We start from the raw sequence: 24,960 nt of genomic DNA, 5'->3' as shown, positions 1-24,960 counted from the left end.
ATGGCGGTCAAACCGTATCCGAAGCTGCAGGAGACCCTCTATTTCGAGAAGCTGGACAACGGCCTCGAAGTGTTTATTTTGCCGAAGCCCGGATTTACGAAAACGTATGCCACGTTTACGACCCGCTACGGCTCCATCGACAACCATTTCCGCCCGGCAGGGAAAGAAGCGGTGCGCGTGCCGGACGGCATCGCCCATTTTCTCGAGCATAAAATGTTCGAGGAGCCGGAAGGCGACATTTTCTCCACGTTCGCTTCGCAGGGCGCGTCGGCCAACGCGTTTACGAGCTTCGACCGGACCGTGTATTTGTTCTCGGCAACCGGGTCGGTGGAGAAGAACGTCGACACGCTGCTTAATTTCGTCCAGAATCCGTACTTCACGGACGAGAACGTGGAGAAAGAGAAAGGCATCATCATCCAGGAAATTAACATGTACCGCGACAACCCCGATTGGCGGGTTTACTACGGCTTGATCGAGGCGCTGTACAGCAAGCATCCCGTTCATATCGACATCGCGGGCACGGCGGAGTCCGTCCGTTCGATCACGAAGGAAATGCTGTACGAATGTTACCGGACGTTCTACCACCCGTCGAATATGTCCTTGTTCATCGTAGGCGGCATCGACGCCGAAGCGACGATGGCGCGGGTCAAGGCGAACCAGGCGGGCAAGAGCTTCGATCCCGCCGGCCCGGTCGAGCGGCTGTTCGAGGAGGAGCCGGCGGAGGTGCGCCAGCCGCGCATCGAAATCAAGCTTCCCGTCTCGCTGCCCAAATGTCTGTTCGGTTACAAGGAAGATCCGGGCGCCAGCGCCGGGGACGCCGCCATCCGTCGGGAGCTGGCGACGAAGCTGATGCTGGATGCGCTCTTGGGCGCCAGTTCCCCGCTTTATCAGCAGTTGTACGAAGACAACTTGATTTCCGACGGCTTCGGCCATGAGTACAACACCGGACCGGGCTATGCGTTTTCCGTCGTCGGCGGGGATACGCGCGATCCGGACGAACTCGTCTCGCGGGTGACGGAAGCGTTCCGGAGCGCGTCCGAGAGCGGGATCGGCGAGGATGTGTTCGAGCGGGCCCGCCGGAAGAAGATCGGCGCCTACTTGCGCATGTTGAACAGCCCGGAGGCGATTGCAGGCGAGTTTACGCGCTACCGGCTGAAGGGCGGCGACCTGTTTGCGCTGGTGGAACTGTATGAGAGCCTCACGCTGGAGGAAATCAACGCCCGCCTGCGGGAGCATGCGGATCCTTCCCGCCTCGCCGTCTCGATCGTGCGGGGTGACGCAACTTGATGGGCGCCTCGCCCGGCCATCGGCGGGTCGCCCTCGTGACGGGCGCCTCGCGGGGCATCGGGGCGGCGGTCGCCCGCCGGTTGGCGGCGGAAGGCGGAACGGTCGTCGTGCATTGCGGCTCGTCGACGAGCGAAGCGGAACGGGTCGCCGAGGCGTGCCGGGAGGCCGGAGCGGAGGCGGCGTTCGTCGTCCGGGCGGACGTTCGGTCCGGCGAAGAGCTGAAGAAGCTGAAGGCGGATTTGGAGCGGCGAGGACTTATGCCCTCCGTGCTCGTGCACAGCGCGGGAACGGCTTACTACGGAATGCTGGACGAGACGGATGAGGACGAATGGGACGATCTGTTCCGCGTGCATTTGAAGTCCGCCTATTGGCTGGCGAGGCTGTTCGGACCCGCCATGCGATGGGACCGGAGCGGGCGCATTGTGCATATTTCGAGCCTGTGGGGATTGGTCGGCGCCGCGGGCGAGGTCGCTTATTCGGCCGCCAAGGGCGGGCTGAACAGCTTCACCAAGGCGCTCGCCAGAGAGATGGCGTCCGCAGGCGTCACCGTCAACGCGGTCGCTCCGGGGGCCGTCGACACCGATATGCTGTCCGGGTTTACGAAGGAGGAGCGCGAAGCGCTGCTGGCGGAAATTCCGCTCGGCCGATTCGCGAGCCCGGAGGAAGTGGCCGAGCTGGTCGCTTTTCTCGCTTCGGAGCGGGCGGGCTACATCACGGGACAAGTCATCGGTCTGACCGGGGGATGGCGAATCTAAGAACAGAATAGAACGCGCAAGGTCGGGACATATTATCGTCTGTAGCATGATTCCACTAAGCAGGGAGGCTGCAGAGCGAATGTCTACCGTACTGAGCAGTTTCGATACCTGGAAGAAATTTTTGGGAGACCGGGTGGACGCGGCGAAGAAGATGGGCATCAACGAAGAGACGATCTCCAAGCTGGCGTTCGAAATCGGCGAATTTCTGGACAACAAGGTCGATCCGCAAAACGACGAGGAACGCGTCCTCAAAGAGCTGTGGGACGTCGGCGACGAGTCGGAACGCAAAACGATAGCCCGCCTGATGGTCAAATTGGCGGATCGTCACTGAATCGCAACCTGAAATCCTTTTGAATCGTCATATAAGTGAGTCAGGCGCTAAACATCGGGCGCGCGTACGGCTCCGCCACCATCGGCGGAGCCGTTTAGCCATGATCGCCGAATTTTGGGACTATAGTCGGAATCTTGTCGGAACTTTTGCAGGAATTTATCGAGTTTTGTAGAATAAATGGGAAGGGCCGTTTTTCACGCATCGATCCATCATCTTATACGGCCCGCAATCGGGGTGCCTTCATGGAGAAGAAGCAATGGTACATGGAATATAAAATTCATAAGAACCGTCCCGGCTTGCTCGGGGATTTGGCTTCCCTGCTCGGGATGCTCGAAGTCAATATTATTACGATCAACGGGGTCGAGGATCGGACGCGGGGACTGTTGCTGCAGACCGACGACGACGAGAAGATCGAACTGCTCGGCAAAATGCTGTCCAAGGTGGAAAACATCTCGCTCATTACGCTGAGACCTCCCCGGCTGACCGACATTTTGGCCATTCGGCACGGCACCTATATCGAGCGGGATTCCGCGGACGGCAAGACGTTCCGGTTCACCCGCAGCGAGCTTGGTTTGCTGGTCGACTTTTTGGGGGAATTATTCAAGAAGGAAGGCAATCAGACGATCGGCCTTCGGGGGATGCCGCGCGTCGGCAAGACGGAGTCGATTATCGCGGGCAGTGTCTGCTCCAACAAACGCTGGACATTCGTCTCCTCCACGCTGCTGCGGCAGACAGTTCGAAGCCAGCTGTCGGAAGAAGAGATGAATCCGAACAACGTCTTCATTATCGACGGAATCGTCAGCACGATTCGTTCCAACGAGAAGCACTACAATTTGCTGCAGGAAATTATGGCGATGCCTTCGACCAAAGTGATCGAGCATCCCGACATTTTCGTCCGCGAATCGGATTTCGATTACGACGTCTTCGATTGCATCATCGAGCTTCGCAACACGCCGGAGGAAGAAATTACATATGAGAATTTTACGACCGCCGGTTTGGACGACGGTTTCTAATTGCAAACATACATTCAAAACAACATGGAGGAGGTGAGGCCGATGTCGGATTTGGGACTGCTGCTGCGCAAGGCGAGAGAACAGCGCGGCTACACGCTGGACGATATACAGGAAGCGACCAAAATCCGCAAGCGATATTTGGAAGCGATCGAAGAGGGAGATTACAAGGTGCTGCCCGGATCGTTCTACGTGCGCGCTTTCGTCAAAACCTACGCGGAGACTGTCGGTCTCGACGCCGAAGAGGTATTGCGCCTATATCATAAAGAGCTGCCGAAGCCGCCGGCTCCGGAGACGACCGCTCCGGAAGCGATGGTCAAGCCAAAGAGCCGGAGCGTTCAGCATAACGACCGGTGGGGCAAAATCGCGGTTACGCTGCTCATGTGGCTGTTCCCGATTCTGATCATCGCGATCGTCTACATTTATTGGGTGCAGCATCCGGGCTCCAAGGCCGAGAATTCGGATCGCTTGACCCAGATCACGACCGACACCGCTTCGCCGTCCCCGTCGTTCTCGGCATCGCCCAGTTCGACGCCGAGTGCCACGCCGTCCGGGTCGGCGCCCGCATCCGAATCGACTACTCCGTCTCCGGGAGCGACGACGCTGACGCTGACGAAGAAGAGCGGGAACGTGGACTATTACGATGTGGCGCCGGCAGGGACGACCCATCAGCTGAAGATCGTTCTCTCATCCAAAAGCTGGGTGGGCGTTCAAGAGAACAGCAAGTCCGGCAAATACGTTTTCAACGGAAGTCCCGAGGGCGGAGAGACGCTGACTTTCGACTTGACGGGTCCTCTGTACGTCAACGTGGCGCACGCCAACGTCGTGGAGATCACCATCGACGACGTCCTCGTCGACGATGGCGACGGCAGAGGCTCCAAGAAATTCACCTTTACCCCCGCGGCCGAGACCCCGCCCGCCGAATAGCCTTCGTTCGCCCGGGGAAAAATGAGGGAGATTCCCCATTTCCCTTAGGTGGAGGTTATGTACATTGGCTACCAGTTGGATCGTGACGGCCATTGGGGTGATCGTCAGCCTGCTCGGCTGGTATTTGACGCCGTCGGCTTGGGGCTACGGCATTCTCGGCTTCGGGCTGGCCTGGATCGTGCTCGGCATCCTGGACATGTTCCGGGATCCGGCGAGAGCGCGTTGAGCCATTCCGCACGAAGGCCCTGCTTCAGGGCCTTCCTCTTTTTTTCGGGGCAAAAAAACTGCTATAATCATGTAAGGATTAGCGAATACGGAAAGGAAGATCGTACATATGGCATCCGAATATTCTTTCGATATCGTCTCCAAAGTGGATTTGCAGGAAGTGAACAACGCCGTCACCCAAGCGGTTCGGGAGATCGAGACGCGCTTCGACTTCAAAGGGAGCAAGAGCAGCATCAAGCTGGAAGGCGAGACGCTCGTCGTCGTGTCAGACGACGAATACAAGCTGAAGAGCGTGCTGGACATTCTGCAATCCAAGCTCGTCAAACGCGGCGTGCCGATTTTGAACCTGGACTACGGCAAAGTGGAACCCGCGGCCGGGCAGACGGTCCGCCAGCAAATCAAGCTGAAGCAGGGCATCGGTCAGGACGACGCGAAGAAGATCAACGTGCTCATTCGCGATTCGAAGCTCAAGGTCAAGAGCCAGATTCAAGGCGATCAGCTGCGCGTCACCGGCAAGAGCAAGGACGACTTGCAGGCCGTCATGAAGCTGTTGCGGGAAGCCGACCTTCAGCTCGACCTGCAGTTCGTGAACTACCGCTAAGATCGGATCGGTTTGGATCGGCGCTTCCTCGAGGCTATTTGGCCGGAAGGAAGCTTTTTGCGGTATTTTGACACGTTCCGAGGGTTCGTTTATACTGATTGCAGTTAAAATTGGATAGTTCGGATGAACATATGGGGGAAGGCAGCGATGATCGAGAAAGTCAGCGTGGTGACGTTAGGCTGCGAGAAAAATTTGGTCGATTCCGAGATTATGTCGGGCTTGATCCATCAGCGCGGGTTCACGCTCGTCGACAAACCCGAGGACGCGACGGTTGTCATCGTCAATACGTGCGGGTTCATCGACGCGGCCAAGGAGGAATCGGTCAATACGATTCTCGATCTGGCGGAGCTGAAGGAGACCGCCCGGCTGAAGGCGCTGATCGTCTCCGGCTGTCTCACGCAGCGTTATAAAGAAGAATTAATGAAGGAAATGCCCGAGATCGACGGCATCGTCGGCACGGGCGATTTTCACCGGATCAACGATATTATCGACGAGGCGCTCGGCGGACGCAAGCCGATCTACGTGGGCAATCCCGTGTTTACGTACGAAGAGAACCACCCGCGCCTGCTTTCGACGCCGCGCCACACCGCTTATGTGAAAATTGCGGAAGGCTGCGACAACGCCTGCACGTTCTGCAGCATTCCGATCATGCGGGGCAAGTTCCGCAGCCGTTCGATGGAATCCATTGTCGCGGAGGCGACGCAATTGGCGGCCCAAGGGGTCAAGGAGATCAGTCTGATCGCCCAGGATTCGACCAACTACGGAACGGACTTGTACGACGGCTTCAAGCTGCCGGAGCTGCTGAACCGGGTCAGCGAAGTTCCCGGCGTGGAGTGGGTACGGCTTCACTACGCTTATCCGGGCTTCTTCACCGACGAACTGATCGACGTGTTCGCCACGAACCCGAAAATATGCAAATACATCGACATGCCGCTTCAGCACAGCGAGGACCGCATCCTCAAGCGTATGCGCCGTCCGGGCCGCCAGCGGGACGTCCGGGAGCTCATCGCCAAAATCCGCGCCCGCATTCCGGACGTGGCGCTGCGGACGTCGATGATCGTAGGCTTTCCGGGCGAGACGGAGGAGGACTTCGCGAATCTGTGCGATTTCGTCCGGGAGATGAAGTTCGACCGGCTCGGCGTGTTTACGTATTCGCGGGAAGAAGACACCCCGGCCGACCGGCTCCCGGATCATTTGCCGGAGGAAGTGAAGCAGTACCGGGCGAACGTGCTGATGGAAATTCAGCGCGAAGTGGCGCGGGAGAATTCGGCCAAGTATGTCGGCCGGACGATCGACGTGCTCGTTGAGAAATACGACGGCCGCAGCGACGTCTATGTGGGCAGGAGCCAATACGACGCGCCGGAAGTGGACGGCGAGGTGTTCATCACCGGCTGCCGGGCGGAGATTGGCGAGATTCGCAAGGTGCGCATCACGCACGCGTACGAATATGACCTGTCCGGGGAGGGAATCGCGTGAATTTGGCCAATCGGATTACGCTCGCGCGTATTTTTCTCGTACCGATTGTCGCTTTCTTTCTGCTCATCAAGCTCGATGTGGCTCCTTTGACGATCGGCAGTTACACGCTTTCCTATAACCAGCTTTTCGCGCTGCTTCTTTTTATTATCGCGGCCAGCACGGACGGGCTCGACGGATATATCGCGCGCAAGCGCAAAATTGTGACCAACCTGGGGAAGCTGCTCGATCCGCTCGCCGACAAGCTTCTGGTAGGGGCCGTGCTCATCTCGCTCGTCGAGATGGGCAAGCTCGACGCTTGGGTCGCCATCGTCATCATCAGCCGCGAGTGGGCCGTGACGGGGCTTCGGCAAGTGGCGCTGCTCGAGGGCGTCGTCCTCGCCGCAAGCAAATGGGGCAAATGGAAAACGACGATTCAGATCGCGATGATCGTCGTGCTGCTGCTGAACAACTTGCCGTTCGAATTTATCCACGTTCCGGTGGACACGATCGTCGTATGGGCGGCCGCGATTATTACGGTCTACTCGGGAATCGATTACTTCATTAAGAACAAGAGCCTGATTGTCGATTCGTCGAACCAGGGTTCGGATTCCGGGACCAAAGAGGTGCGTCGCAACGTATGAGAGCGGAGATCATCGCCGTCGGCACGGAACTGCTGGTCGGCCAAATCGTCAACACGAACGCCCAGTTTCTGTCGCAAGCTTTGGCGGAGCTGGGCATTGACGTTTATTATCAAACGGTCGTAGGCGACAACGCGGAGCGAATCCGGGCCGCCGTCGAGACGGCGCGGAAGCGGGCCGATCTGCTCGTGTTCACGGGCGGCCTCGGTCCGACGCTCGACGACTTGACCCGGGACGTCGTAGCGGATTATCTGGGCAGAAGCATCGGGATTCACGAGCCGACCATGCGCAAAATCGAAGAGATGTTTCTCGGCCGGGGGACGGCCTTCGTCGAGAGCAACCGCAGGCAGGCTCATCTCATCGAAGGGGCGACGCCGCTGCGCAACGATACCGGCCTGGCGGTCGGCAATGCGCTGTCGGCGGACGGCACGCATTATTTGCTGCTGCCGGGGCCGCCGCGCGAGATGAAGCCGATGTTCCGCAGCGACGGCTCGGCTTGGCTGCGGGGGCTGCTCGGCGAATCGCAGGCGCTGCATTCCGTCATGCTGAAATTCAGCGGCATCGGGGAATCGCAGCTGGAGGATCTGCTGATCGATTTGATCCGGGAACAGACGGATCCGACGATCGCGCCTTACGCGAAGGAAGGCGAAGTGGCCATCCGCGTGTCGACGAAGGCGGACGGACCGGAGGAAGCGGCCCGCAAGCTGGAGCCGACGCTGCAGGCGATCCGGTCGCGGACGCGGCCGTATTTGTACGCGGAAGAGGACATTCCGATCGAAGCCGCGGTCATCCGTCAGCTGACGCAGAAGCGGATGACGCTGACGGTCGCGGAGAGCTGCACGGGCGGCATGGTCGCTTCGATGCTGACGACGGTGCCGGGAAGCGCGGACGCGTTCCTGGGCGGCGTCGTCAGCTACAGCAACGGCGTCAAGCACAAGCTGCTGGGCGTGCCGATGGAGCAGCTGGAAGGCCCCGGCGCGCCGGGCGCGGTCAGCGAGGAGACGGCCGCGGCGATGGCCGAGGGCGCGCTTGCGGCTAGCGGCGCCGACCTGGCGCTGTCGACGACCGGCGTGGCGGGGCCCGCCTCCGCCGAAGGCAAGCCGGTCGGCCTCGTATACGTCGGTCTCGCCGAGAGGGGCCGGCCGACGCGTGTGGAGAAGCTGCAGCTTGCGGGCGACCGCCAGGGCATTCGCATCCGCGCGACGAAGCGCGCGCTGCATATGCTTTGGCTTTCGCTGACGGGGCAAGCGTAAGCGGACGGGGGCGAGTGGCGGCTGGGGGATGAGCCGCCGCTCGCCCCTTTTTGTTGCGCTGTAAGCCGACAATATCGGCTTAGAGCGAGAGGGCGAAAGAGAGTAACTGGCTTCCTCACATTGGCGCGCAGCAAGCCGCCGCCTCGCCGCTCTGTAAGCCGCTTTTCTACACCCACTCATGGCACATTACGTACGCTCTGCCCGAACCGCTGTCACATTTCCGTCAAATTTCGCCAAAAGGCTTGTCAACTTTGACGCCTTGTGATAAAGTTCATAGTGAAAGTTGCGGAAGAACCGTAGCGAAGAATACTTTGCTGCGGTTTTTTTATACAAAATAAATCGAACGAATGTTCGTAAAATGCTTGGCAAACGCACCAAAAGAAGGTATGATAAAACTATAACAAAGATAAGGATGTGGGTGTGTTGTCCGATCGTCGCGCCGCATTAGAGATGGCCTTGCGCCAAATTGAGAAGCAATTCGGCAAGGGTTCTATTATGAAATTGGGAGAGACCGCTCAACTGCAAGTAGAGACGTTTTCGAGCGGAGCTCTTGCGTTGGATATCGCCCTCGGGATCGGCGGATTCCCGCGGGGACGGATTATTGAAGTGTACGGACCGGAGTCTTCCGGTAAGACGACCGTCGCTCTCCATGCGATCGCAGAGGTGCAGAAGGCAGGCGGACAAGCCGCGTTTATCGACGCGGAGCATGCGCTGGATCCGATCTACGCCCGCAATCTTGGCGTCAATATCGACGAGCTGCTGCTGAGCCAGCCCGATACGGGGGAGCAGGCGCTCGAGATCGCCGAGGCGCTCGTGCGCAGCGGCGCGGTCGACATCATCGTCGTCGACTCCGTGGCGGCGCTCGTGCCGAAGGCCGAGATCGAAGGCGACATGGGCGACTCGTTTGTCGGGCTGCAGGCGCGCCTTATGTCGCAAGCGATGCGTAAGCTGTCCGGGGCGATCAGCAAGTCGAAGTCGATCGCGATCTTTATCAACCAGCTGCGCGAGAAGGTCGGCGTCATGTTCGGCAACCCGGAGACGACGCCTGGCGGACGCGCGCTGAAGTTCTATGCCAGCGTACGGCTCGACGTGCGTCGGGTCGAGTCCATCAAGCAGGGCAACGACGTCGTCGGCAACCGCACCCGGATCAAGGTGGTCAAGAATAAGGTCGCGCCTCCGTTCAAGCAGGCGGAGCTGGATATCATGTACGGCGAAGGAATCTCCAAGGAAGGCAGCATCATCGACATCGGAACGGAGCTGGACATCGTTCAGAAGAGCGGCGCCTGGTTCTCGTTCAACGGCGAACGCCTCGGGCAAGGCCGCGAGAACGCCAAGCAGTTCCTGAAGGACAATCCGGCGATCTCCGCCCAGATCGAGCAGCAAATTCGCGAAGCGACGCTGAGCGCCGAAGCGATCGGCAAGTCCGTCGTGGCCGCCCAGGCGGACGACGAAGACGACAGCGAATTCGCCCTCCTGGACGAATAAACGATTGCTGGAGATATAGCGTTGAACAGGGTATCTGCGTTGATGCGGATGCCCTTTGACTTTTGAGGGAGGGAAAGCGGATGGACGAACGTCTCGCGGGAGCTCCGGGGAGGGGGGCAAGCAAGGCCGGCGAATCGGGATTAACGAGCGAAGTCATGCGCTGCGCTGGCCAGATGGCGATGCCGGACGGCGATGCTCATAACGCTGCAAGCCCGGAAGCGCCATGGCGCGGTACGGGCAACGCGGGAGGCACAGACGCCGCCGCCCGGCCGAACGGTGCCGGCAACGCCGACATGCCGGGAGCGGCGGTCGTGACGGCCGTCGAGGCCGACCCGAAGCGCAAATCGATGTACCGGATTGCGGTGTCGGCCGCCGCCGGCGGAGCAAGCGAACTGCTCACCGTTCACGAGGATACGCTTGTGGAGTGGCGTCTGCTCAAAGGGCGCGCGTTGACGGCGGAAGAATGGGCCGGGCTGCGCAAATCCGAAGAGATCGAGCAAGCTTACCGCGTCTCTCTAAGCCTCCTGGATCGCAAAGCGCGGACGAGGAAGGAGCTGGAGAGCTCGCTGAAGCGCAAAGCGTTTTCGCCTGAAGCAATTGCCGCTTGTTTGGACAGACTAACCACTCATCGTCTCATCGACGATACGGTGTACGCGAAGCGGTACGCGGAGCAGAAGGTGACGAACCAGCGCAAAGGGAGCCGACTCGTCCGCCAGGAGCTGTTGCTGCGCGGAGTCGGCAAAATCGAGGTGGATCAAGCGATCTCCTCCCTCGATGCCGAGGCGGAGCGTTCGTCCGCCCTTGCGCTTGCGCGGAAGCGATGGCCCGGCGTCAAAGGGGCGACGAGGCGCGAGCGCGAGTACAAGCTGATGGGCGTGCTGCAGCGGCGCGGTTTTCCGCCAGGCGTCGCCAGGGATGCCGTCCGGAAGGCGGCCGAAGAAGCCGTGGACGAAGCGGACGGAGACGCTGCGGAATGGGACTCGGAGGCGCCGCCGTTCGACGGCTCCTACGATCCGATGGATGAGTAGCGAGAAGGCGCTTGCTTGACAATCCATTTTCACAACAGATAAAATGAGTCTGTATTCCATCATTCATTCCGAACCCTTTTTCCTTCCAAAAAACGATTCGGAACCCGATTTTTCGACTTTTCTGACTGAGAAATGAGACGGTTTAGAAACCGGCAACCAATTTCATAAGTATCCCAAGCGATGCCTTGGTGATGCAACGAGGAGGTGAGACCATGAACACCTGGATTTGGGTCTTGATCCTTATCGTTGTTGGCGCGCTTTTCTTTGGGATCGGTTATGTGGTACGCAAGTCCATTGCGGAAGCGAAGATTTCCAGCGCCGAGCAGGCAGCCCGCCAAATTGTGGACAACGCAAAGAAAGAAGCGGAAGCCACCCGCAAGGAGACGGTGCTGGAAGCCAAAGACGAGGTGCATAAGCTCCGGAACGAAGCCGAACGCGACATTCGCGAACGTCGTAACGAAATCCAACGCCTAGAAAGAAGGCTGGTACAGAAGGAAGAATCGCTGGACCGCAAACTGGAAGCGCTGGAACGTAAGGAGGAGCAAGTCGCCAACAAAGAGAAACGGATCGAAGAGACCCAAGATCAGATCGAGAAGCTTTATAAGCAGCAAATTAGCGAGTTGGAACGCATCTCCAACCTTACGATGGAAGACGCGAAGCAGCTGATCCTGACGACGGTGGAGCAGGAAGTGCGCCACGAGACGGCCCAGCTGATCAAGGACATCGAACAGCAGGCGAAGGAAGAAGCGGACAAACGGGCGCGCGACATCATCTCGCTCGCGATCCAGCGCTGCGCCGCCGATCACGTGGCGGAGACGACGGTATCCGTCGTCGCGCTGCCGAACGAAGAGATGAAGGGACGGATTATCGGCCGCGAAGGCCGCAACATCCGCGCGCTGGAGACGCTGACCGGCATCGATCTCATTATCGACGATACCCCGGAAGCGGTCATCCTGTCCGGGTTCGATCCGATTCGCCGCGAGATTGCCCGCACCGCTCTGGAGAAGCTGGTCGCCGACGGTCGAATCCATCCGGCCCGCATCGAAGAGATGGTGGAGAAGTCCCGCAAGGAAGTGGACGAGAGAATTCGCGAATACGGGGAGCTGGCGACGTTCGAAGTCGGCGTGCACGGCCTGCATCCGGATTTAATCAAAATTCTCGGCCGTTTGAAATTCCGGACGAGCTACGGTCAGAACGTGCTGAAGCATTCAATGGAAGTCGCTTATTTATCGGGATTGATGGCTGCGGAGCTCGGAGAAGACATCTCGCTCGCCAAACGCGCCGGCTTGCTGCACGATATCGGCAAGGCTCTCGACCACGAAGTGGAAGGTTCGCACGTCGAGATCGGCGTTGAATTGGCGAAGAAGTACAAAGAACATCCGGTCGTGATCAACAGCATCGCCTCCCACCATGGAGATGTGGAGGCCACCTCCGTTATCGCCATGCTCGTCGGAGCCGCGGACGCGCTCAGCGCAGCCCGCCCGGGAGCGAGAAGGGAGACGCTCGAGACGTACATCAAGCGGCTCGAGAAGCTGGAAGAGATCTCCGAATCGTTCGAAGGTGTCGACAAGTCCTATGCGATCCAGGCCGGACGCGAAGTTCGCGTCATGGTTCAACCGGAGAAGATCGACGACGCGGAAGCGTTCAGGCTTGCTCGCGACATCACGAAGAAGATCGAGGACGAGCTGGATTATCCGGGACACATCAAGGTCACGGTCATCCGCGAGACTCGTGCGGTGGAGTACGCCAAATAAGTTTCGGGAAGGATGAAGAAGTGGCTGCGGCGCAACGCGGCCACTTCTTTCTCGTAGTTCGGGGGCTCCCCCAAAAGTAACCGGAATCCGCTTCGAAGCATCACTTCACTTTTGGGGGATTTTCTCATCGACCGAAAGGAGCTTTGCATGAAAGTCGTATTTATCGGAGACATTGTGGGCAGCGTCGGACGCGACACCGTCAAGCGGCTTCTGCCCTGGATCAAGGACAAATATCAGCCGCATATCATCATCGCCAACGGAGAGAACGCGGCCGGCGGACGGGGCATCAATGCGGCCATTACGCGCGAGCTGTTCGAGTGGGGCGTGCACGGCATCACGATGGGCAACCATACGTGGGACAATCGGGAAATTTTCGAATTTATCGACGACGAGCCCCGCATGGTGCGGCCGGCCAACTTGCCTCCGGGAACGCCCGGGGCCGGCAGCGCGGTCATTAAAGCCGGCAACAAGGAGCTGGCGATCGTCAACCTGATCGGACGAACGTTCCTTCCGCCTTCGGATTGCCCGTTCCGCGCCGCCGACGAGATTGTGGACGAGCTTCGCAAGAAACATAAATGCATTCTGGTCGATTTCCACGCCGAAGCGACGAGCGAGAAAATCGCCATGGGCTGGCACCTCGACGGCCGCGCTTCGCTCGTGGTGGGCACGCACACGCACGTGCAAACGAACGACGACCGCATTTTGCCGCAAGGCACCGCCTATTTGACGGATGCCGGGATGACCGGACCGCGGGACGGCGTGCTCGGCATGGAACGCGAAGGCGTCATCCGCAAGTTTATAACCGGCTTGCCTTCTCGCTTCCAAGTTGCGGACACGAAGTGGATCTTAAGCGGCGTCTTCGCGGACATCGACGAAGCGACGGGGAAGGCGGTCAAAATTCAGAAGATTCGCGTCGACGAAGATTCGTGGATCGCGAGCTGACGCCGTTACGACTCATCACGAAGGCGCGAAAGCCGTCCGCTTTCGCGCCTTTTTATCGTCGATCCCTGCCGATTCTGTCGCCGATGTTCCTTTTTCCAGAATAAAATCCAATCCTTAGTTTATAAATTTCTGAATTTTTTGCGATTTCGCGCCGTTCTCCTTCCAAGACAGCAGGAATTATTGCCGGTTCCACCGAATAAGTATCCCTTAGTGGGCCCATCCTTTGATCCCTGAGGAGGAACTGGTCATGGAAGTCTTAAAGGTATCAGCAAAGTCCAATCCAAATTCTGTTGCAGGCGCTTTGGCTGGCGTGCTTCGCGAACGCGGCGCTGCGGAGCTGCAAGCCATCGGTGCAGGGGCGCTCAACCAGGCGATCAAGGCAGTTGCAATCGCACGCGGGTTTGTCGCTCCAAGCGGGGTGGATCTTATTTGCATCCCGGCTTTTACGGATATCGTAATCGACGGAGAAGACAGAACGGCTATCAAGTTGATTGTGGAGCCCAGATAAGGAAATATCATCGGTATGATGAACCTGTTCTCTTAGAATCAACCCCGGTGAAACGCTCCCGCGTGCCATCTGGTTGAATCGGCGACGACAGGTTTTTTGTTGCGCACGGCAATGAGGGTGGGAGGTTCGATAAAAATGAACGACATCGTGGATCTGCACTGCGACGTACTATCCAAATTGCTGCGCGAACAGGAGGAGAAGTTCGACGGAACGGGAGACAGCAAATTGGACGTGACCCGGCAGCGATTGGTAGACGGCGGAGTCGGTCTGCAAGTTTTCGCGATCTACATCCCCGACGACATGCCGAAGACGCCGGAGACGGCTCTGCACGCAGCGGAGCTGTTCTGGTCCAAAGTGCTGGCGGCTCCGGGCATGCATCCGGTACGCAGAGGTGCCGATGTGGAGGAGGCGCGCAAAAACGGCGGCATCGGGGCCGTTCTCTCCCTCGAGGGCGCGGACAGCTTGCAGGGCCAATGGTGGGCGCTGCGTCTGCTCCATCGGCTCGGCGTGCGGCTGCTCGGCATGACCTGGAACCATGCGAATTGGGCGTGCGACGGAGCGATGGAGCCGAGAGGCGGCGGGCTGACCAAAGCAGGCCGGCAGCTGGTGCGGGAATGCGAATCGCTGGGGATCTTGCTTGACGTCTCCCATTTGTCGGAGAAGGGGTTCTGGAATTTGGCCGAGATGGCGGCCAAGCCGTTCTTCGCTTCCCATTCGAACGCAAGAGCGATCCGCAACCACCCGCGCAATCTGACGGACGAGCAAATCCGCGCTTTGATCGCGGTGAACGGGCTGATCGGCCTTACGTTCGTCCCTTGGTTTCTGACCGAGCGGGAGCCGGCGAAGATCGACGATGTGCTCCGCCATGTGGAACGCGTATGCCAGCTGGGCGGTGAACGGCATTTGGCGTTCGGCTCGGATTTCGACGGCATTGAGCGGCATGTGGAAGGACTCGCTCACCCGGGTCAATATCCCGCGCTGGCGGAAGCGTTGACGGCCAGGTATCCGGAACATCTCGTAAGCGGTTTCCTGGGCGGCAACGCGAGACGTTTTTTGACGGCTAACCTGGTTTGAAAAGCTTGACCTATATCAAATTCGAAACGATTTCATCAGAAAGAGTTATAAGTTCAATTGGGCCGAAAAACTTGCAATTTGCTGGATGCAATCATAAAATTTATGTGTTCGATACGAAATAAATGGTTATGTTACGCCATAAACCAATTATTCGCATATGGGATGAAGCAGAGTCTAAGAGGAGATGGACATATTGATCAGTCAATTATCTTGGAAAATTGGCGGGCAGCAGGGGGAAGGCGTGGAAAGCACGGACCGGATTTTTTCCACGGCGCTCAACCGGCTGGGCTACTATCTTTACGGGTACCGGCATTTTTCCTCACGGATCAAGGGCGGGCACACGAACAATAAAATCAGGATCAGCACGAAGCCGATTCGCGCGATTTCGGACGATTTGGATATTCTAGTAGCGTTCGATCAGGAGAGCATCGACTTGAACGCGAAGGAGCTTCGGAGCGGGGGCGTCATCGTGGCGGACGCCAAGTTCTCGCCGACGGTTCCGGAAGGCATCGAAGCAAGATTGTTCGCGGTTCCGATTACCGCGATCGCGGAAGAGCTCGGCACCTCCCTTATGAAGAACATGGTCGCTTCGGGGGCATCCTGGGCGCTGCTCGGATTGCCGCTCGAGGTGTTCAATAAAGCGGTCGAGGAGGAATTCGGACGCAAAGGGCCGGCCGTCGTCGAGAAGAACGTCGAGGCGGTCAAGCGCGGAGCGGAATTTATCCTGGAGCAAGCCGGCGGGCCGCTTGAGGAATTCCGGCTCGAAGAGGCGGACGGCAAGCAGAAGCTGTTCATGATCGGCAACGAGGCGCTCGGTCTGGGCGCGATCGCCGCGGGCTGCCGCCTGATGTCCGCATACCCGATTACGCCGGCTTCCGAGATTATGGAATATTTGATCAAGAAGCTGCCGAAATTCGGCGGAACCGTCGTTCAGACGGAAGACGAGATCGCGGCGGCGACGATGGCGATCGGCGCGAACTATGCCGGCGTGCGCACGATGACGGCTTCGGCCGGACCGGGCTTGTCTCTCATGATGGAAGCGATCGGTCTGTCCGGCATGACCGAGACGCCGCTCGTCATTATCGATACGCAGCGCGGCGGCCCTTCGACGGGTCTGCCGACGAAGCAGGAGCAGTCGGACATCAACGCGCTTATTTACGGGACGCACGGCGAAATTCCGAAGGTCGTCATTGCGCCGAGCACGATCGAGGAATGCTTCTACGATATGATCGAAGCGTTCAATGTGGCGGAGACGTACCAGGTTCCCGTAATCGTCGCGACCGATCTGCAGCTGTCGCTCGGCAAGCAATCGTGCGAGCCGCTCGACTACGAGAAGATCGTCATCGAGCGCGGCAAGCTGCAGACCGGCGAGCTGCCGCCGCTTGAAGAACATAAGATGTTCAAGCGGTACGAGTTCACCGAGGACGGCATCTCGCCTCGCGTGCTGCCGGGCGCCAAATACGGCATTCACCACGTCACCGGCGTCGAGCACGACCAGGAGGGACGTCCTTCCGAGAGCGCGGCCAACCGCAAGCTCATGATGGAGAAGCGGCTCGGCAAGCTGAGATCGCTGCGCATCCGCGACGCGATCAAAGCCGACGCGCCCAGCGAAGCGCCGGATCTGCTGATCGTCGCCATGGGTTCGACCGGCGGCACGATCGACGAAGCTCGCACGCGGCTGGCCGCGGAAGGCATCACGACGAACCATGTGACGGTTCGCCAGCTGCATCCGTTCCCCTCCGATCTCGTCGAGCCGTATCTGAAGCAAGCGAAGAAGGTCGTCGTGCTGGAGAACAACGCGACGGCTCAGCTTGCCAACCTGATCAAGCAAAACGTAGGCTACCACGACAAAATCGAGAGCCTGCTTAAATACGACGGCACCCCGTTCCTGCCGCACGAAATTGAAAAAGCCTGCAAGGAGATGAAATAACATGGCTACGTTCAAAGAGTTCCGCAACAACGTCAAGCCGAACTGGTGCCCGGGCTGCGGAGACTTCTCCGTACAGGCGGCCATTCAGCGCGCGGCGGCGAACATCGGGCTCGAGCCGGAGCAGCTCGCCGTCATCTCGGGGATCGGCTGTTCGGGCCGGATCTCCGGCTACATTAACGCTTACGGCCTGCACGGCATTCACGGCCGCGCGCTGCCGATCGCCCAAGGCGTCAAGCTCGCCAACCGCGAGCTGACGGTCATCGCCTCGGGCGGCGACGGAGACGGCTTCGCGATCGGCATGGGCCACACCGTCCATGCGATCCGCCGCAATCTCGACATTACCTATATCGTCATGGACAACCAGATCTACGGCTTGACGAAGGGGCAAACGTCACCCCGCAGCGCCGAGGGCTTCAAGACCAAATCGACGCCGGAAGGCTCGATCGAGAACACGCTGTCGCCGCTCGAGATCGCCTTGTCGGCGGGCGCGACGTTCGTCGCCCAATCGTTCTCCAGCGACCTGAAGCAGCTGACGAGCCTGATCGAAGCGGGCCTCAAGCACAAGGGCTTCTCGCTTATCAACGTCTTCAGCCCGTGCGTTACGTTCAACAAGGTAAACACGTACGATTGGTTCAAAGAAAATATCGTCAATTTAGACCAGTTCCCGGACTACGATCCGTCCAACCGCATCGCGGCCATGAACAAAATCATGGAGACGAACGGCATGCTGACCGGGCTGATCTACCAGGACAAGGAGCGCAAGCCGTACGAAGATCTCGTCGTCGGCTTCAAGCCGGAGGCGCTGGCCAAGCAGGATCTCACCCTGAGCAGGGAAGATTTCGACAAATTGTTGGCGGAATTCAAATAATCGCGTTTTTTTCGGGGAGGCGCGCGGGCGAACCGTGTGCCTCTTTTGTTATGTTGCGCTATAATAACGGAAGACAAGGGAACTATGCAGAAACTTCCGGAAAGGCGGAACTCTCATGAGCGAAGCACGCAAAGTGCCGGTGGGCGTCTCGGCGCGCCACATTCATTTGACGAAGGAGCATATCGCGATTCTGTTCGGCGAAGGGGCGGAGCTGACGGTGCTGAAGCCGTTGTCGCAGCCGGGGCAGTTCGCCGCGAACGAGACGGTCGCCGTGTACGGACCCAAGGGCTCGTTTTCGAAAGTGAGAATTCTCGGACCCGCCCGCAAAGCGACGCAGCTCGAAGTGTCGCGGACGGACGCCTTCCAATTGGGCTTGAACCCGCCGGTGCGGGAATCCGGACAGATCGACGGCACGCCGGGCATCCGCATCGTCGGTCCGGCCGGCGAAGTGACGGTGGACCGGGGCGTCATCGTGGCTGCGCGCCATATCCATTTCCACACGTCGGACGCCGAGCGCTGGGGCATTCGGGACAAGCAGCTCCTCAAGGTGAGGGTCGGCGGCGAACGCGGCCTTGTGTTCGAGAACGTCATTGCGAGAGTGTCCGACCAGTTCGCGCTCGACATGCATATCGACACCGACGAAGGCAACGCGGCCGGCGTCCGCACGGGCGACGAGGGCGAAATTGTCGCTTGAACCGGTTCGTGATATAATTCAAAGGATGGGCGCAAGCAAGGTTGCGTTCATTCGAAGCCGTTGATCAACGTTGCAGGGAGGGGAAATGAAGTGGCTGGCGAGAGCAAAGATTACAGCAAGTATTTTGATTTCTCCGGCGCCAAGGTCATTTCCGAGGACGAACACGGAAGAACGATCCGCCTTGGCGGTCGCGATATTCATATTAAATCCGAGCCGAACTACCGGCAGGAGAAGCAGCGCGGCAAGGAAGAGATCCGCGTGCATTACGAGAACGCCGTTCCCGACGAGCTGCGTTCGCTCGGAGTCGGCAAGAAGTATTTGATTTACACGTACGGCTGCCAGATGAACGAGCACGACACCGAAGTGATGCGCGGTCTGTTCGAAGAGATGGGATTCACCTCCACCGAGGACCGGACCGAAGCCGACGTCATTCTGCTGAATACGTGCGCGGTGCGCGAGAACGCGGAGGACAAGGTGTTCGGCGAACTGGGCCATCTCAAAGGGCTCAAGCTTGAGAAGCCGGGGCTCATCCTCGGCGTCTGCGGCTGCATGTCGCAGGAAGCGGCCGTCGTTAACCGGATTATGCAGAAGCATGCGTTCGTCGATCTCATTTTCGGCACGCACAACATTCACCGGCTGCCGCATCTGCTGCAGGAAGCGTATTTCGGCAAAGAAATGGTCGTCGAGGTGTGGTCCAAGGAGGGCGACATTATCGAGAATTTGCCGAAGAAGCGCCAAGGGCTGCGGGCTTGGGTCAACATTATGTACGGCTGCGACAAATTCTGCACGTACTGCATCGTTCCATACACGCGGGGCAAGGAACGCAGCCGCCTGCCGGAAGACGTGCTGGCCGAAGTGCGCGACCTGGCGCGGCAGGGCTACAAGGAGATTACGCTGCTCGGCCAGAACGTGAACGCTTACGGCAAGGACTTCACGGACCGCAAGTACCGCTTCGGCGATCTGATGGACGACATCCGCAGCATCGGCATTCCCCGCGTCCGCTTTACGACGAGCCATCCGCGCGATTTCGACGATCATCTGATCGAAGTGCTCGCCAAGGGCGGCAATCTCGTCGAGCATATTCATCTGCCGGTGCAATCGGGCAGCACGGAGGTGCTGAAGCGGATGAGCCGCAAATATACGCGCGAGCATTTCCTCGATCTCGTCCGCCGCATTCGGGCGGCCATCCCGGACGTCGTGCTGACGACGGACATTATCGTCGGCTTCCCGGGGGAGACGGAGGAGCAGTTCGAAGAGACGCTGTCGCTCGTTCGCGAAGCGAAATTCGCATCGGCGTTTACCTTCATTTACTCGCCCCGCGAAGGGACGCCGGCCGCCGGCATGGAGGACAACGTACCGTACGAGGTCAAGCAGAAGCGTCTCGTTCGGCTGAACGAGCTGATCGCCGAGCTGAGTCTCGAGAGCAACGAGCGTCTTGCAGGCCAGACGGTAGAGGTGCTGGTCGAAGGACAGAGCAAGAACAACCCGAACGTCCTGTCCGGCCGAACCCGTACCAACAAGCTGATCCATTTCGAAGGACCGAAGGAGTGGATCGGCGAATTCGTGCAAGTTCGCGTAACGAAGCCCCAAACGTGGTACATTACCGCGGAAGCGGCCGAGCCGCCCGTCCGTACGGCGCTGTCGCACGGCGCTTAAAGCTAGAAACGGCCAATCCAAGATCCCATTCGGCGTTAGGGCCGGTTTGCGCCGAGCCTAACATTTGCGAATCGAAGGAGAATCGAACCTATGTCGGCTACGAATCCAGCAGCTGAACACGCGCATGACCACGACCATGGCCAGCACGGCCACGAAGAAGGGGAATACGTCATTCCCCGGTTTGACAGTCGCGATCTGATCGTTCGCGAAGATATTTTGGCACGGGCGCGCGAATTGGCTCATTTGATTACGACGACCGAGGAAGTCTCCGTGTACCAGAAGGCGGAGAAGCTCATTCAAAACCACGAGCGGGTACAAGGGCTGATCGCGCAAATCAAGAAGAAGCAGAAAGAGCTCGTCGCTTTCCAGACGACGTTCAAAAACCAGCAAATGGTCGAGAAAATCGAGAAGGAAATCGAGGCGCTCCAGGACGAACTGGACGCTATTCCGATCGTGCAGCAATTCCAGCAAAGCCAGACGGACGTCAACTACCTGCTGCAGTCGATCGTCAGCGTCATCCGCGATTCCGTCGCCGAGAAGCTCGACGTCGAAGCGGCGCAGCCGGCGGAAGCTCCGGAGAATTGCGACTGAATAAGTGATTCCGCTTGTCCGCAAGCTAAGCTCGCTTCCCAAGAAGCGAGCTTAGCTTAAGGAGGACAAGAGGCGATGACGGAAGGCATTCCGAATTCCCAGACGAGAGCGCCGCAGCCTAGCGATCCGAAGAAGCAGGGCCGCTCTGCGGCCAAGAAAAAATCGAAATGACCGAATGCGGGCGGCGCCGTCAGAACAAGGCGTCGCCCGTTCGTTTGCCGGGCTTCGGCATTCGCCGCACGAACGACAGCGTTCGCTTGTTCTGATCGTAAGCAAGCGTCAAGCGGGCCCCGGGCGCGAGCTGCAAGGCTCGCATGGCGGCCGGCGACAGCCGAAGGCTGCGATCGAACAGGTTGGAGGGCGTTCCAAGCACGGGCGGATGTAGGTTCTCTGTCGTACCCTCCACTTTATGCGGAGCGGCATTCGCTTGCTTGTACATTCATCCCCCAAGCGAAGGTCTTCGCGTGTCGCGCCAAATGCAAGAAGGGCTTCCTTCTCGGACGGAAGCCCTTCTCAGGTCGCGTATTTACTCGGCTTAGGCGGACCGGCCTTTGGTCTTGAAGCCGGGGAGGAGCGGACGCAGCGCGCCGATCGCGACGGTGGCGACGACCGTTTTGACCGTATCGCCGAGGAGGAACGGATAGCAGCCGGTCGCCATCGCTTTGCCGAACGAAAAATGCGCTTTATGCGCGAGCCAGGGGACGCCGCCCGCATAGACGAGAATGGCGCCGAATGCAAAGACGGCGACGGCGAGAATCGCGAAGCGGGCCGGAGTGAGCCGGCGAACGCCGCGGAACAGCCGGTCGCTGACCCAGCCGATGAACAGGGCGGCGAAGGGGAACATCCAAATATAGCCGCCGGTCGGACCGTACAGCACCGCCAATCCGCCGTTGCCGTGCAGCAGCGGCAAGCCCGCCGCGGTCAGGATGACGACGATGGCGATGCTCCAGAAGCCGTAGACCGGGCCGAGCAGTCCTCCCGCCAGCATGACGGCGAGCGTCTGCAGCGTGATCGGAACCGGCGAGAAGACTAGCGGCACCGAGATGGAGCTGAAGGCGACGAACAAAGCGGCGAATAAAGCGGTGTAGACGGTTCCGCGAATCCATCCGGCGGACTGTGTCGGGATGGACGTCTCTTCGGCGGAAGGAGGAACGGATGTTGGTACGGACATTGTCAAATACCCCTTTCTAATGTTAACCTGTATTTTGAGTCGTGGTTAACAAATGGCATTTTACCATGAGAATTCTCGATTGGGAAGAGGGAAACGAATGTTTGGTTTGCCGCAGGACGACGATCTGCTTATAAAAGGGTTAACCGTGCATTCGGATCCGGATGACGGTTCGTCGCCCGTGCGTCTTGAAGGCGTCGAGCTGCGGCTCGCGCGCGGAGAGTGGCTGAATCTCGTCGGCGTCAACGGCAGCGGCAAGTCGACGCTCGCCCGCATTGTGGCCGGGCTGTCTGCGAGCGGAGCGACTGGCACGATCCGGCGCGGCTTCGCCGGCGCTATGCCGTCCGCGTACGTCATGCAGCAGCCGGATGCGCAGCTGTTCGGGGAGACGCCCCGCGAAGAGATGACGTTCGCGCTGGAATGGATGGGCGTTCCCGCGCCGGAAATTCCGCAACGGGCGGAGCGAATGCTGGAGCGGGCGGATCTGCTCGCGCTGGCGGACCTGCCGTGGAAGCGGTTGTCGGGCGGGCAGCGGCAATTGGCGGCCGTCGCCGCTGCGGCGGCCGGCCGTTCGCCGCTGATCGTCTTCGACGAAGCGACGTCGATGCTCGATGCCGCGGCCGGGAGCAAAGTGATGGCGATTGCCCGCGAGCTGCAAGCCGAAGGCACGGCGGTCGTCTGGGTGACGCAGCGGCTGGAGGAGCTGCGCCCCGATTCGCGGGTTGCGGCGATGGCGGGCGGCCGCCTCGTCTTCGACGGGAACGGCCGGGAGTTTCTGTATGGCGCGGACCCGTTGCGGGAGACGTCTCCGTGCGCCGCATGCGGCCTGCGCCTGCCGTATCTGGCTTCGCTGGCGGTGGAGCTGCACCGATTGGGGCGGCTTGCCGCTCCGCTTCCGATGACGGAAGAAGAATGGTGCAGTCTTCGCGTTCGCGAGAAAGCAGGTGCGGAACGTGGTTGACGCAACCGAAGGCGGGAGCGAACTGCGGCTTCGCGGACCGCTCGGGCAAGAGATCGCCATCCGGGCCGGAACGGTGACGGTGCTGCTCGGCGCGAACGGAACGGGCAAAACGAGCTTGCTGGAGATCGCCGCCGGCTTGCGCGACCCGGAAGGGATACGGGTGTCGTACGGGGAAGAGCCGCTTTGGCTGGAACGCGCGAACGGCAAGCGCCGTATTAATACCGCGGCGCTCAGGCAGTACGCTTATGCCTCCCAGGCGCCGGAAGAATACATCGTCTCCCGGACGGCGGGGGATGAGTTGAACGAGGCGCTGAAGCCCTATTCGTTGACGGATGCCGAACGCGACGAATGGATCGATCGGGCGCTTGCGGCGGTAGGCTGGGACGCTTCGTGGCGAAGCCGCGATCCGTTCCGGATGAGCGGGGGCGAGAGACGGCGGCTGGCATTGGCTTGTTTGCTAGCGCCGCCTGCCCGGTGGCTGCTCGTGGACGAACCGACGGCGGGGTTGGACGCGGCGGGGCAGCAACGGGTCGGAGACGCGTTAAGGAAGCGCCGAGACGAGGGGGCGGGCATTTTGCTCGTCTCCCACGACACCGAATGGGCGCTTCCTCTGGCTGACCGGTTGTTGCTGCTGTCGCCGGACGGCCGAATCCGGTGCTGCGGGCGCAGCGATCTGCTGTCCCACCCGGAGTGGTGGGAGGAAGCCGGCATGGAGGTGCCGGAATGGCTGCGAACGATTACGCCGCTGCTTCGGCATGGCTTGCCCCCGGATCGCGTCTGGAATCCGGCCGATCTGGCGCAGGAGTGGGCGCGCTTGCTTGACGGAGGCGGTACGGGCGCGAACGGGAGCGGATTCGGGCAATCCAATTCCGACCGGATCACGATGGAGGAAGTGCCGCGCTCGAACCCTCCGGCCGAATCGGCCGACCGGCCGATCCTGCGCCCTCGGGTCGACCGTGAAGAAAGCGACGCAATCGTGCCGCTCGCCGCCTTCGATCCCCGCTCGGTGTGGCTCGCTTACGTGCTCTTGTCGCTGTCGATTTTTTCGCGCCATTCATGGTCCGGCGTTGCCATGGCCGCCGTTGTCGTTCTGGCCGCCACGGCGCTCGGACGAATGCCGCTCATGCGCTGGCGCGGCCTTCTCACCGGATTCCTGCTGTTCTCGATGACGGTATCGTTGGTTGCGGGCGTCGGTAAAGGGTGGACGTTCGATTCGGAGGCGTTCCTCGTCACGCTGCAATCGATGGTCCGAACGCTCCTCGTCATGGTTCTCGGTCTGGGTCTCGCTCTCGCGATTACGCCGCTTCGGCTGCGGCGAGCGCTGGAGCAGCTCTTCTCTTTCCGGGGACGGATGCCGGCTTGGGCGCAAAAATTCGTTCTGACGGTAACGCTCATGCTGCGGTTCATTCCGATGTTCCTGCACGAATGGGAACGATTCTCCCGGCATGCGATCGCCCGCGGCAAGGAGAGCAGCATGGCGCTACGCGCCGTCGTGCGACGATTGCTCGCGACGGCGCTGCCGTTCCTGCTCGCCCTGTTCCGGATCGGCGATCAAGTCGCCGCAGCGCTGGAGAGCCGGGGCGTCGGCAGAAGACGGAATCCGACCCTGCTGCGAACGCAGAAGTGGCGGAAGCGGGACACGGCGCTGGCCAGCTCCGCCATGGCCGCCGCAGCTCTGCTGTGGCTGTGGGGATAAAGGCGCGGCATGGCGGGCGCCGCTGAGCCGCGCGTCCGCGCCAAACGAACGCTAACGGACATCATCGCGATTATTGCCGGTCAGATTCAGCTATCGTTGTTCGATTATATCGAGCAACGTGCC

General features: G+C 59.8%; 25 protein-coding genes. 23 read left to right on the top strand and 2 right to left on the bottom strand.

Annotation, left to right across the window (positions count from 1 at the left end; all coding sequences use genetic code 11):
* From yfmH to G485_RS0117585, 21 genes are all read left to right on the top strand, one after another.
* A complete protein-coding gene (yfmH, locus tag G485_RS0117685) occupies nucleotides 1–1,287 on the top strand; it encodes an EF-P 5-aminopentanol modification-associated protein YfmH (RefSeq protein ID WP_027093586.1) in 1,287 nt (428 codons plus the stop codon).
* Nucleotides 1,287–2,042 carry an elongation factor P 5-aminopentanone reductase gene (gene ymfI, locus G485_RS0117680; protein ID WP_027093585.1) on the top strand — a complete coding sequence of 252 codons (756 nt, stop codon included), beginning with the start codon at nucleotides 1,287–1,289 and terminating at the stop codon, nucleotides 2,040–2,042. The genes yfmH and ymfI overlap by 1 nt, the downstream gene beginning before the upstream one ends.
* A 79-nt stretch (nucleotides 2,043–2,121) precedes the next feature.
* The gene (locus G485_RS0117675) at nucleotides 2,122–2,373 is read left to right on the top strand and encodes a DUF3243 domain-containing protein (protein WP_027093584.1); all 252 of its coding nucleotides are present in this window, start codon (nucleotides 2,122–2,124) and stop codon (nucleotides 2,371–2,373) included.
* Between the two features lie 242 nt (nucleotides 2,374–2,615).
* Nucleotides 2,616–3,386, top strand: a complete 771-nt coding sequence (locus G485_RS0117670) for a DUF3388 domain-containing protein (protein WP_027093583.1) — start codon at nucleotides 2,616–2,618, stop codon at nucleotides 3,384–3,386.
* Between the two features lie 42 nt (nucleotides 3,387–3,428).
* A complete protein-coding gene (locus G485_RS27255) occupies nucleotides 3,429–4,310 on the top strand; it encodes a helix-turn-helix domain-containing protein (RefSeq protein ID WP_051318387.1) in 882 nt (293 codons plus the stop codon).
* Between the two features lie 64 nt (nucleotides 4,311–4,374).
* Complete coding sequence (locus tag G485_RS30495) at nucleotides 4,375–4,536, top strand: hypothetical protein (RefSeq protein WP_169732341.1); 162 nt, start codon at nucleotides 4,375–4,377, stop codon at nucleotides 4,534–4,536.
* A 108-nt stretch (nucleotides 4,537–4,644) separates the two neighbouring features.
* Entirely contained in the window at nucleotides 4,645–5,136 is a 492-nt protein-coding gene (locus G485_RS0117655) for a YajQ family cyclic di-GMP-binding protein (protein WP_027093582.1), read from the top strand.
* Nucleotides 5,137–5,283: 147 nt separating this feature from the next.
* On the top strand, nucleotides 5,284–6,612 hold the full coding sequence (rimO, locus tag G485_RS0117650) for a 30S ribosomal protein S12 methylthiotransferase RimO (RefSeq protein ID WP_027093581.1): 1,329 nt from the start codon (nucleotides 5,284–5,286) through the stop codon (nucleotides 6,610–6,612).
* Nucleotides 6,609–7,232, top strand: a complete 624-nt coding sequence (gene pgsA, locus G485_RS0117645; RefSeq protein WP_027093580.1) for a CDP-diacylglycerol--glycerol-3-phosphate 3-phosphatidyltransferase — start codon at nucleotides 6,609–6,611, stop codon at nucleotides 7,230–7,232. The genes rimO and pgsA overlap by 4 nt, the downstream gene beginning before the upstream one ends.
* The gene (locus G485_RS0117640; RefSeq protein ID WP_027093579.1) at nucleotides 7,229–8,482 is read left to right on the top strand and encodes a competence/damage-inducible protein A; all 1,254 of its coding nucleotides are present in this window, start codon (nucleotides 7,229–7,231) and stop codon (nucleotides 8,480–8,482) included. Before pgsA ends, G485_RS0117640 begins: the two co-directional genes overlap by 4 nt.
* A 423-nt stretch (nucleotides 8,483–8,905) precedes the next feature.
* Nucleotides 8,906–9,967, top strand: coding sequence for a recombinase RecA (gene recA, locus G485_RS0117635; RefSeq protein ID WP_027093578.1), 1,062 nt, complete (start codon nucleotides 8,906–8,908; stop codon nucleotides 9,965–9,967).
* An 80-nt stretch (nucleotides 9,968–10,047) separates the two neighbouring features.
* Complete coding sequence (locus tag G485_RS0117630) at nucleotides 10,048–10,995, top strand: regulatory protein RecX (RefSeq protein WP_027093577.1); 948 nt, start codon at nucleotides 10,048–10,050, stop codon at nucleotides 10,993–10,995.
* Between the two features lie 212 nt (nucleotides 10,996–11,207).
* A complete protein-coding gene (rny, locus tag G485_RS0117625) occupies nucleotides 11,208–12,749 on the top strand; it encodes a ribonuclease Y (protein ID WP_027093576.1) in 1,542 nt (513 codons plus the stop codon).
* A 147-nt stretch (nucleotides 12,750–12,896) separates the two neighbouring features.
* On the top strand, nucleotides 12,897–13,691 hold the full coding sequence (locus G485_RS0117620) for a TIGR00282 family metallophosphoesterase (protein WP_027093575.1): 795 nt from the start codon (nucleotides 12,897–12,899) through the stop codon (nucleotides 13,689–13,691).
* Between the two features lie 247 nt (nucleotides 13,692–13,938).
* Complete coding sequence (locus G485_RS0117615; protein ID WP_006286829.1) at nucleotides 13,939–14,199, top strand: stage V sporulation protein S; 261 nt, start codon at nucleotides 13,939–13,941, stop codon at nucleotides 14,197–14,199.
* Between the two features lie 135 nt (nucleotides 14,200–14,334).
* Entirely contained in the window at nucleotides 14,335–15,273 is a 939-nt protein-coding gene (locus G485_RS0117610) for a dipeptidase (protein WP_027093574.1), read from the top strand.
* A 193-nt stretch (nucleotides 15,274–15,466) separates the two neighbouring features.
* Nucleotides 15,467–17,203, top strand: coding sequence for a 2-oxoacid:acceptor oxidoreductase subunit alpha (locus G485_RS0117605; protein WP_027093573.1), 1,737 nt, complete (start codon nucleotides 15,467–15,469; stop codon nucleotides 17,201–17,203).
* Between the two features lies 1 nt (nucleotide 17,204).
* Entirely contained in the window at nucleotides 17,205–18,071 is an 867-nt protein-coding gene (locus G485_RS0117600; protein WP_027093572.1) for a 2-oxoacid:ferredoxin oxidoreductase subunit beta, read from the top strand.
* A gap of 115 nt (nucleotides 18,072–18,186) precedes the next feature.
* On the top strand, nucleotides 18,187–18,765 hold the full coding sequence (gene pduL, locus G485_RS0117595; RefSeq protein WP_027093571.1) for a phosphate propanoyltransferase: 579 nt from the start codon (nucleotides 18,187–18,189) through the stop codon (nucleotides 18,763–18,765).
* A 90-nt stretch (nucleotides 18,766–18,855) separates the two neighbouring features.
* A complete protein-coding gene (gene miaB, locus G485_RS0117590) occupies nucleotides 18,856–20,421 on the top strand; it encodes a tRNA (N6-isopentenyl adenosine(37)-C2)-methylthiotransferase MiaB (RefSeq protein ID WP_027093570.1) in 1,566 nt (521 codons plus the stop codon).
* Nucleotides 20,422–20,511: 90 nt separating this feature from the next.
* Nucleotides 20,512–21,012 carry a YlbF/YmcA family competence regulator gene (locus G485_RS0117585; RefSeq protein WP_027093569.1) on the top strand — a complete coding sequence of 167 codons (501 nt, stop codon included), beginning with the start codon at nucleotides 20,512–20,514 and terminating at the stop codon, nucleotides 21,010–21,012.
* 190 nt (nucleotides 21,013–21,202) lie between these two features.
* Here the strand turns inward: G485_RS0117585 and G485_RS0117575 are convergent, their stop codons facing one another.
* Both G485_RS0117575 and G485_RS0117570 read right to left on the bottom strand, forming a co-directional pair.
* Entirely contained in the window at nucleotides 21,203–21,451 is a 249-nt protein-coding gene (locus G485_RS0117575; protein ID WP_027093568.1) for a hypothetical protein, read from the bottom strand.
* 96 nt (nucleotides 21,452–21,547) lie between these two features.
* Nucleotides 21,548–22,183, bottom strand: a complete 636-nt coding sequence (locus tag G485_RS0117570; RefSeq protein WP_051318386.1) for a biotin transporter BioY — start codon at nucleotides 22,181–22,183, stop codon at nucleotides 21,548–21,550.
* A gap of 97 nt (nucleotides 22,184–22,280) precedes the next feature.
* Between G485_RS0117570 and G485_RS27250 the strand changes: the two genes are divergently transcribed.
* Both G485_RS27250 and G485_RS0117560 read left to right on the top strand, forming a co-directional pair.
* Nucleotides 22,281–23,141, top strand: coding sequence for an energy-coupling factor ABC transporter ATP-binding protein (locus G485_RS27250; protein WP_051318385.1), 861 nt, complete (start codon nucleotides 22,281–22,283; stop codon nucleotides 23,139–23,141).
* Nucleotides 23,134–24,837: an ATP-binding cassette domain-containing protein gene (locus G485_RS0117560; RefSeq protein ID WP_027093566.1), complete on the top strand. Its 1,704-nt coding sequence runs from the start codon at nucleotides 23,134–23,136 to the stop codon at nucleotides 24,835–24,837. The genes G485_RS27250 and G485_RS0117560 overlap by 8 nt, the downstream gene beginning before the upstream one ends.
* Nucleotides 24,838–24,960 lie beyond the last annotated feature (123 nt).

This window comes from Cohnella thermotolerans DSM 17683 (assembly GCF_000429825.1).
Classification (GTDB): Bacteria; Bacillota; Bacilli; order Paenibacillales; family Paenibacillaceae; genus Cohnella; species Cohnella thermotolerans.
Note: the sequence above shows the minus strand (reverse complement) of the source record. Positions and strands in the feature narration are given on the sequence as shown.

Excerpts from the sequence above, each read along its gene's own strand:
- yfmH (WP_027093586.1), top strand. The coding sequence starts at position 1 with ATGGCGGTCAAACCGTATCCGAAGCTGCAGGAGACCCTCTATTTCGAG.
- ymfI (WP_027093585.1), top strand. The coding sequence starts at position 1,287 with ATGGGCGCCTCGCCCGGCCATCGGCGGGTCGCCCTCGTGACGGGCGCC.
- G485_RS0117675 (WP_027093584.1), top strand. The coding sequence starts at position 2,122 with ATGTCTACCGTACTGAGCAGTTTCGATACCTGGAAGAAATTTTTGGGA.
- G485_RS0117670 (WP_027093583.1), top strand. The coding sequence starts at position 2,616 with ATGGAGAAGAAGCAATGGTACATGGAATATAAAATTCATAAGAACCGT.
- G485_RS27255 (WP_051318387.1), top strand. The coding sequence starts at position 3,429 with ATGTCGGATTTGGGACTGCTGCTGCGCAAGGCGAGAGAACAGCGCGGC.
- G485_RS0117655 (WP_027093582.1), top strand. The coding sequence starts at position 4,645 with ATGGCATCCGAATATTCTTTCGATATCGTCTCCAAAGTGGATTTGCAG.
- rimO (WP_027093581.1), top strand. The coding sequence starts at position 5,284 with ATGATCGAGAAAGTCAGCGTGGTGACGTTAGGCTGCGAGAAAAATTTG.
- G485_RS0117640 (WP_027093579.1), top strand. The coding sequence starts at position 7,229 with ATGAGAGCGGAGATCATCGCCGTCGGCACGGAACTGCTGGTCGGCCAA.
- G485_RS0117630 (WP_027093577.1), top strand. The coding sequence starts at position 10,048 with ATGGACGAACGTCTCGCGGGAGCTCCGGGGAGGGGGGCAAGCAAGGCC.
- rny (WP_027093576.1), top strand. The coding sequence starts at position 11,208 with ATGAACACCTGGATTTGGGTCTTGATCCTTATCGTTGTTGGCGCGCTT.
- G485_RS0117620 (WP_027093575.1), top strand. The coding sequence starts at position 12,897 with ATGAAAGTCGTATTTATCGGAGACATTGTGGGCAGCGTCGGACGCGAC.
- G485_RS0117615 (WP_006286829.1), top strand. The coding sequence starts at position 13,939 with ATGGAAGTCTTAAAGGTATCAGCAAAGTCCAATCCAAATTCTGTTGCA.
- G485_RS0117610 (WP_027093574.1), top strand. The coding sequence starts at position 14,335 with ATGAACGACATCGTGGATCTGCACTGCGACGTACTATCCAAATTGCTG.
- G485_RS0117600 (WP_027093572.1), top strand. The coding sequence starts at position 17,205 with ATGGCTACGTTCAAAGAGTTCCGCAACAACGTCAAGCCGAACTGGTGC.
- pduL (WP_027093571.1), top strand. The coding sequence starts at position 18,187 with ATGAGCGAAGCACGCAAAGTGCCGGTGGGCGTCTCGGCGCGCCACATT.
- G485_RS0117585 (WP_027093569.1), top strand. The coding sequence starts at position 20,512 with ATGTCGGCTACGAATCCAGCAGCTGAACACGCGCATGACCACGACCAT.
- G485_RS0117575 (WP_027093568.1), bottom strand. The coding sequence starts at position 21,451 with ATGTACAAGCAAGCGAATGCCGCTCCGCATAAAGTGGAGGGTACGACA.
- G485_RS0117570 (WP_051318386.1), bottom strand. The coding sequence starts at position 22,183 with ATGTCCGTACCAACATCCGTTCCTCCTTCCGCCGAAGAGACGTCCATC.
- G485_RS27250 (WP_051318385.1), top strand. The coding sequence starts at position 22,281 with ATGTTTGGTTTGCCGCAGGACGACGATCTGCTTATAAAAGGGTTAACC.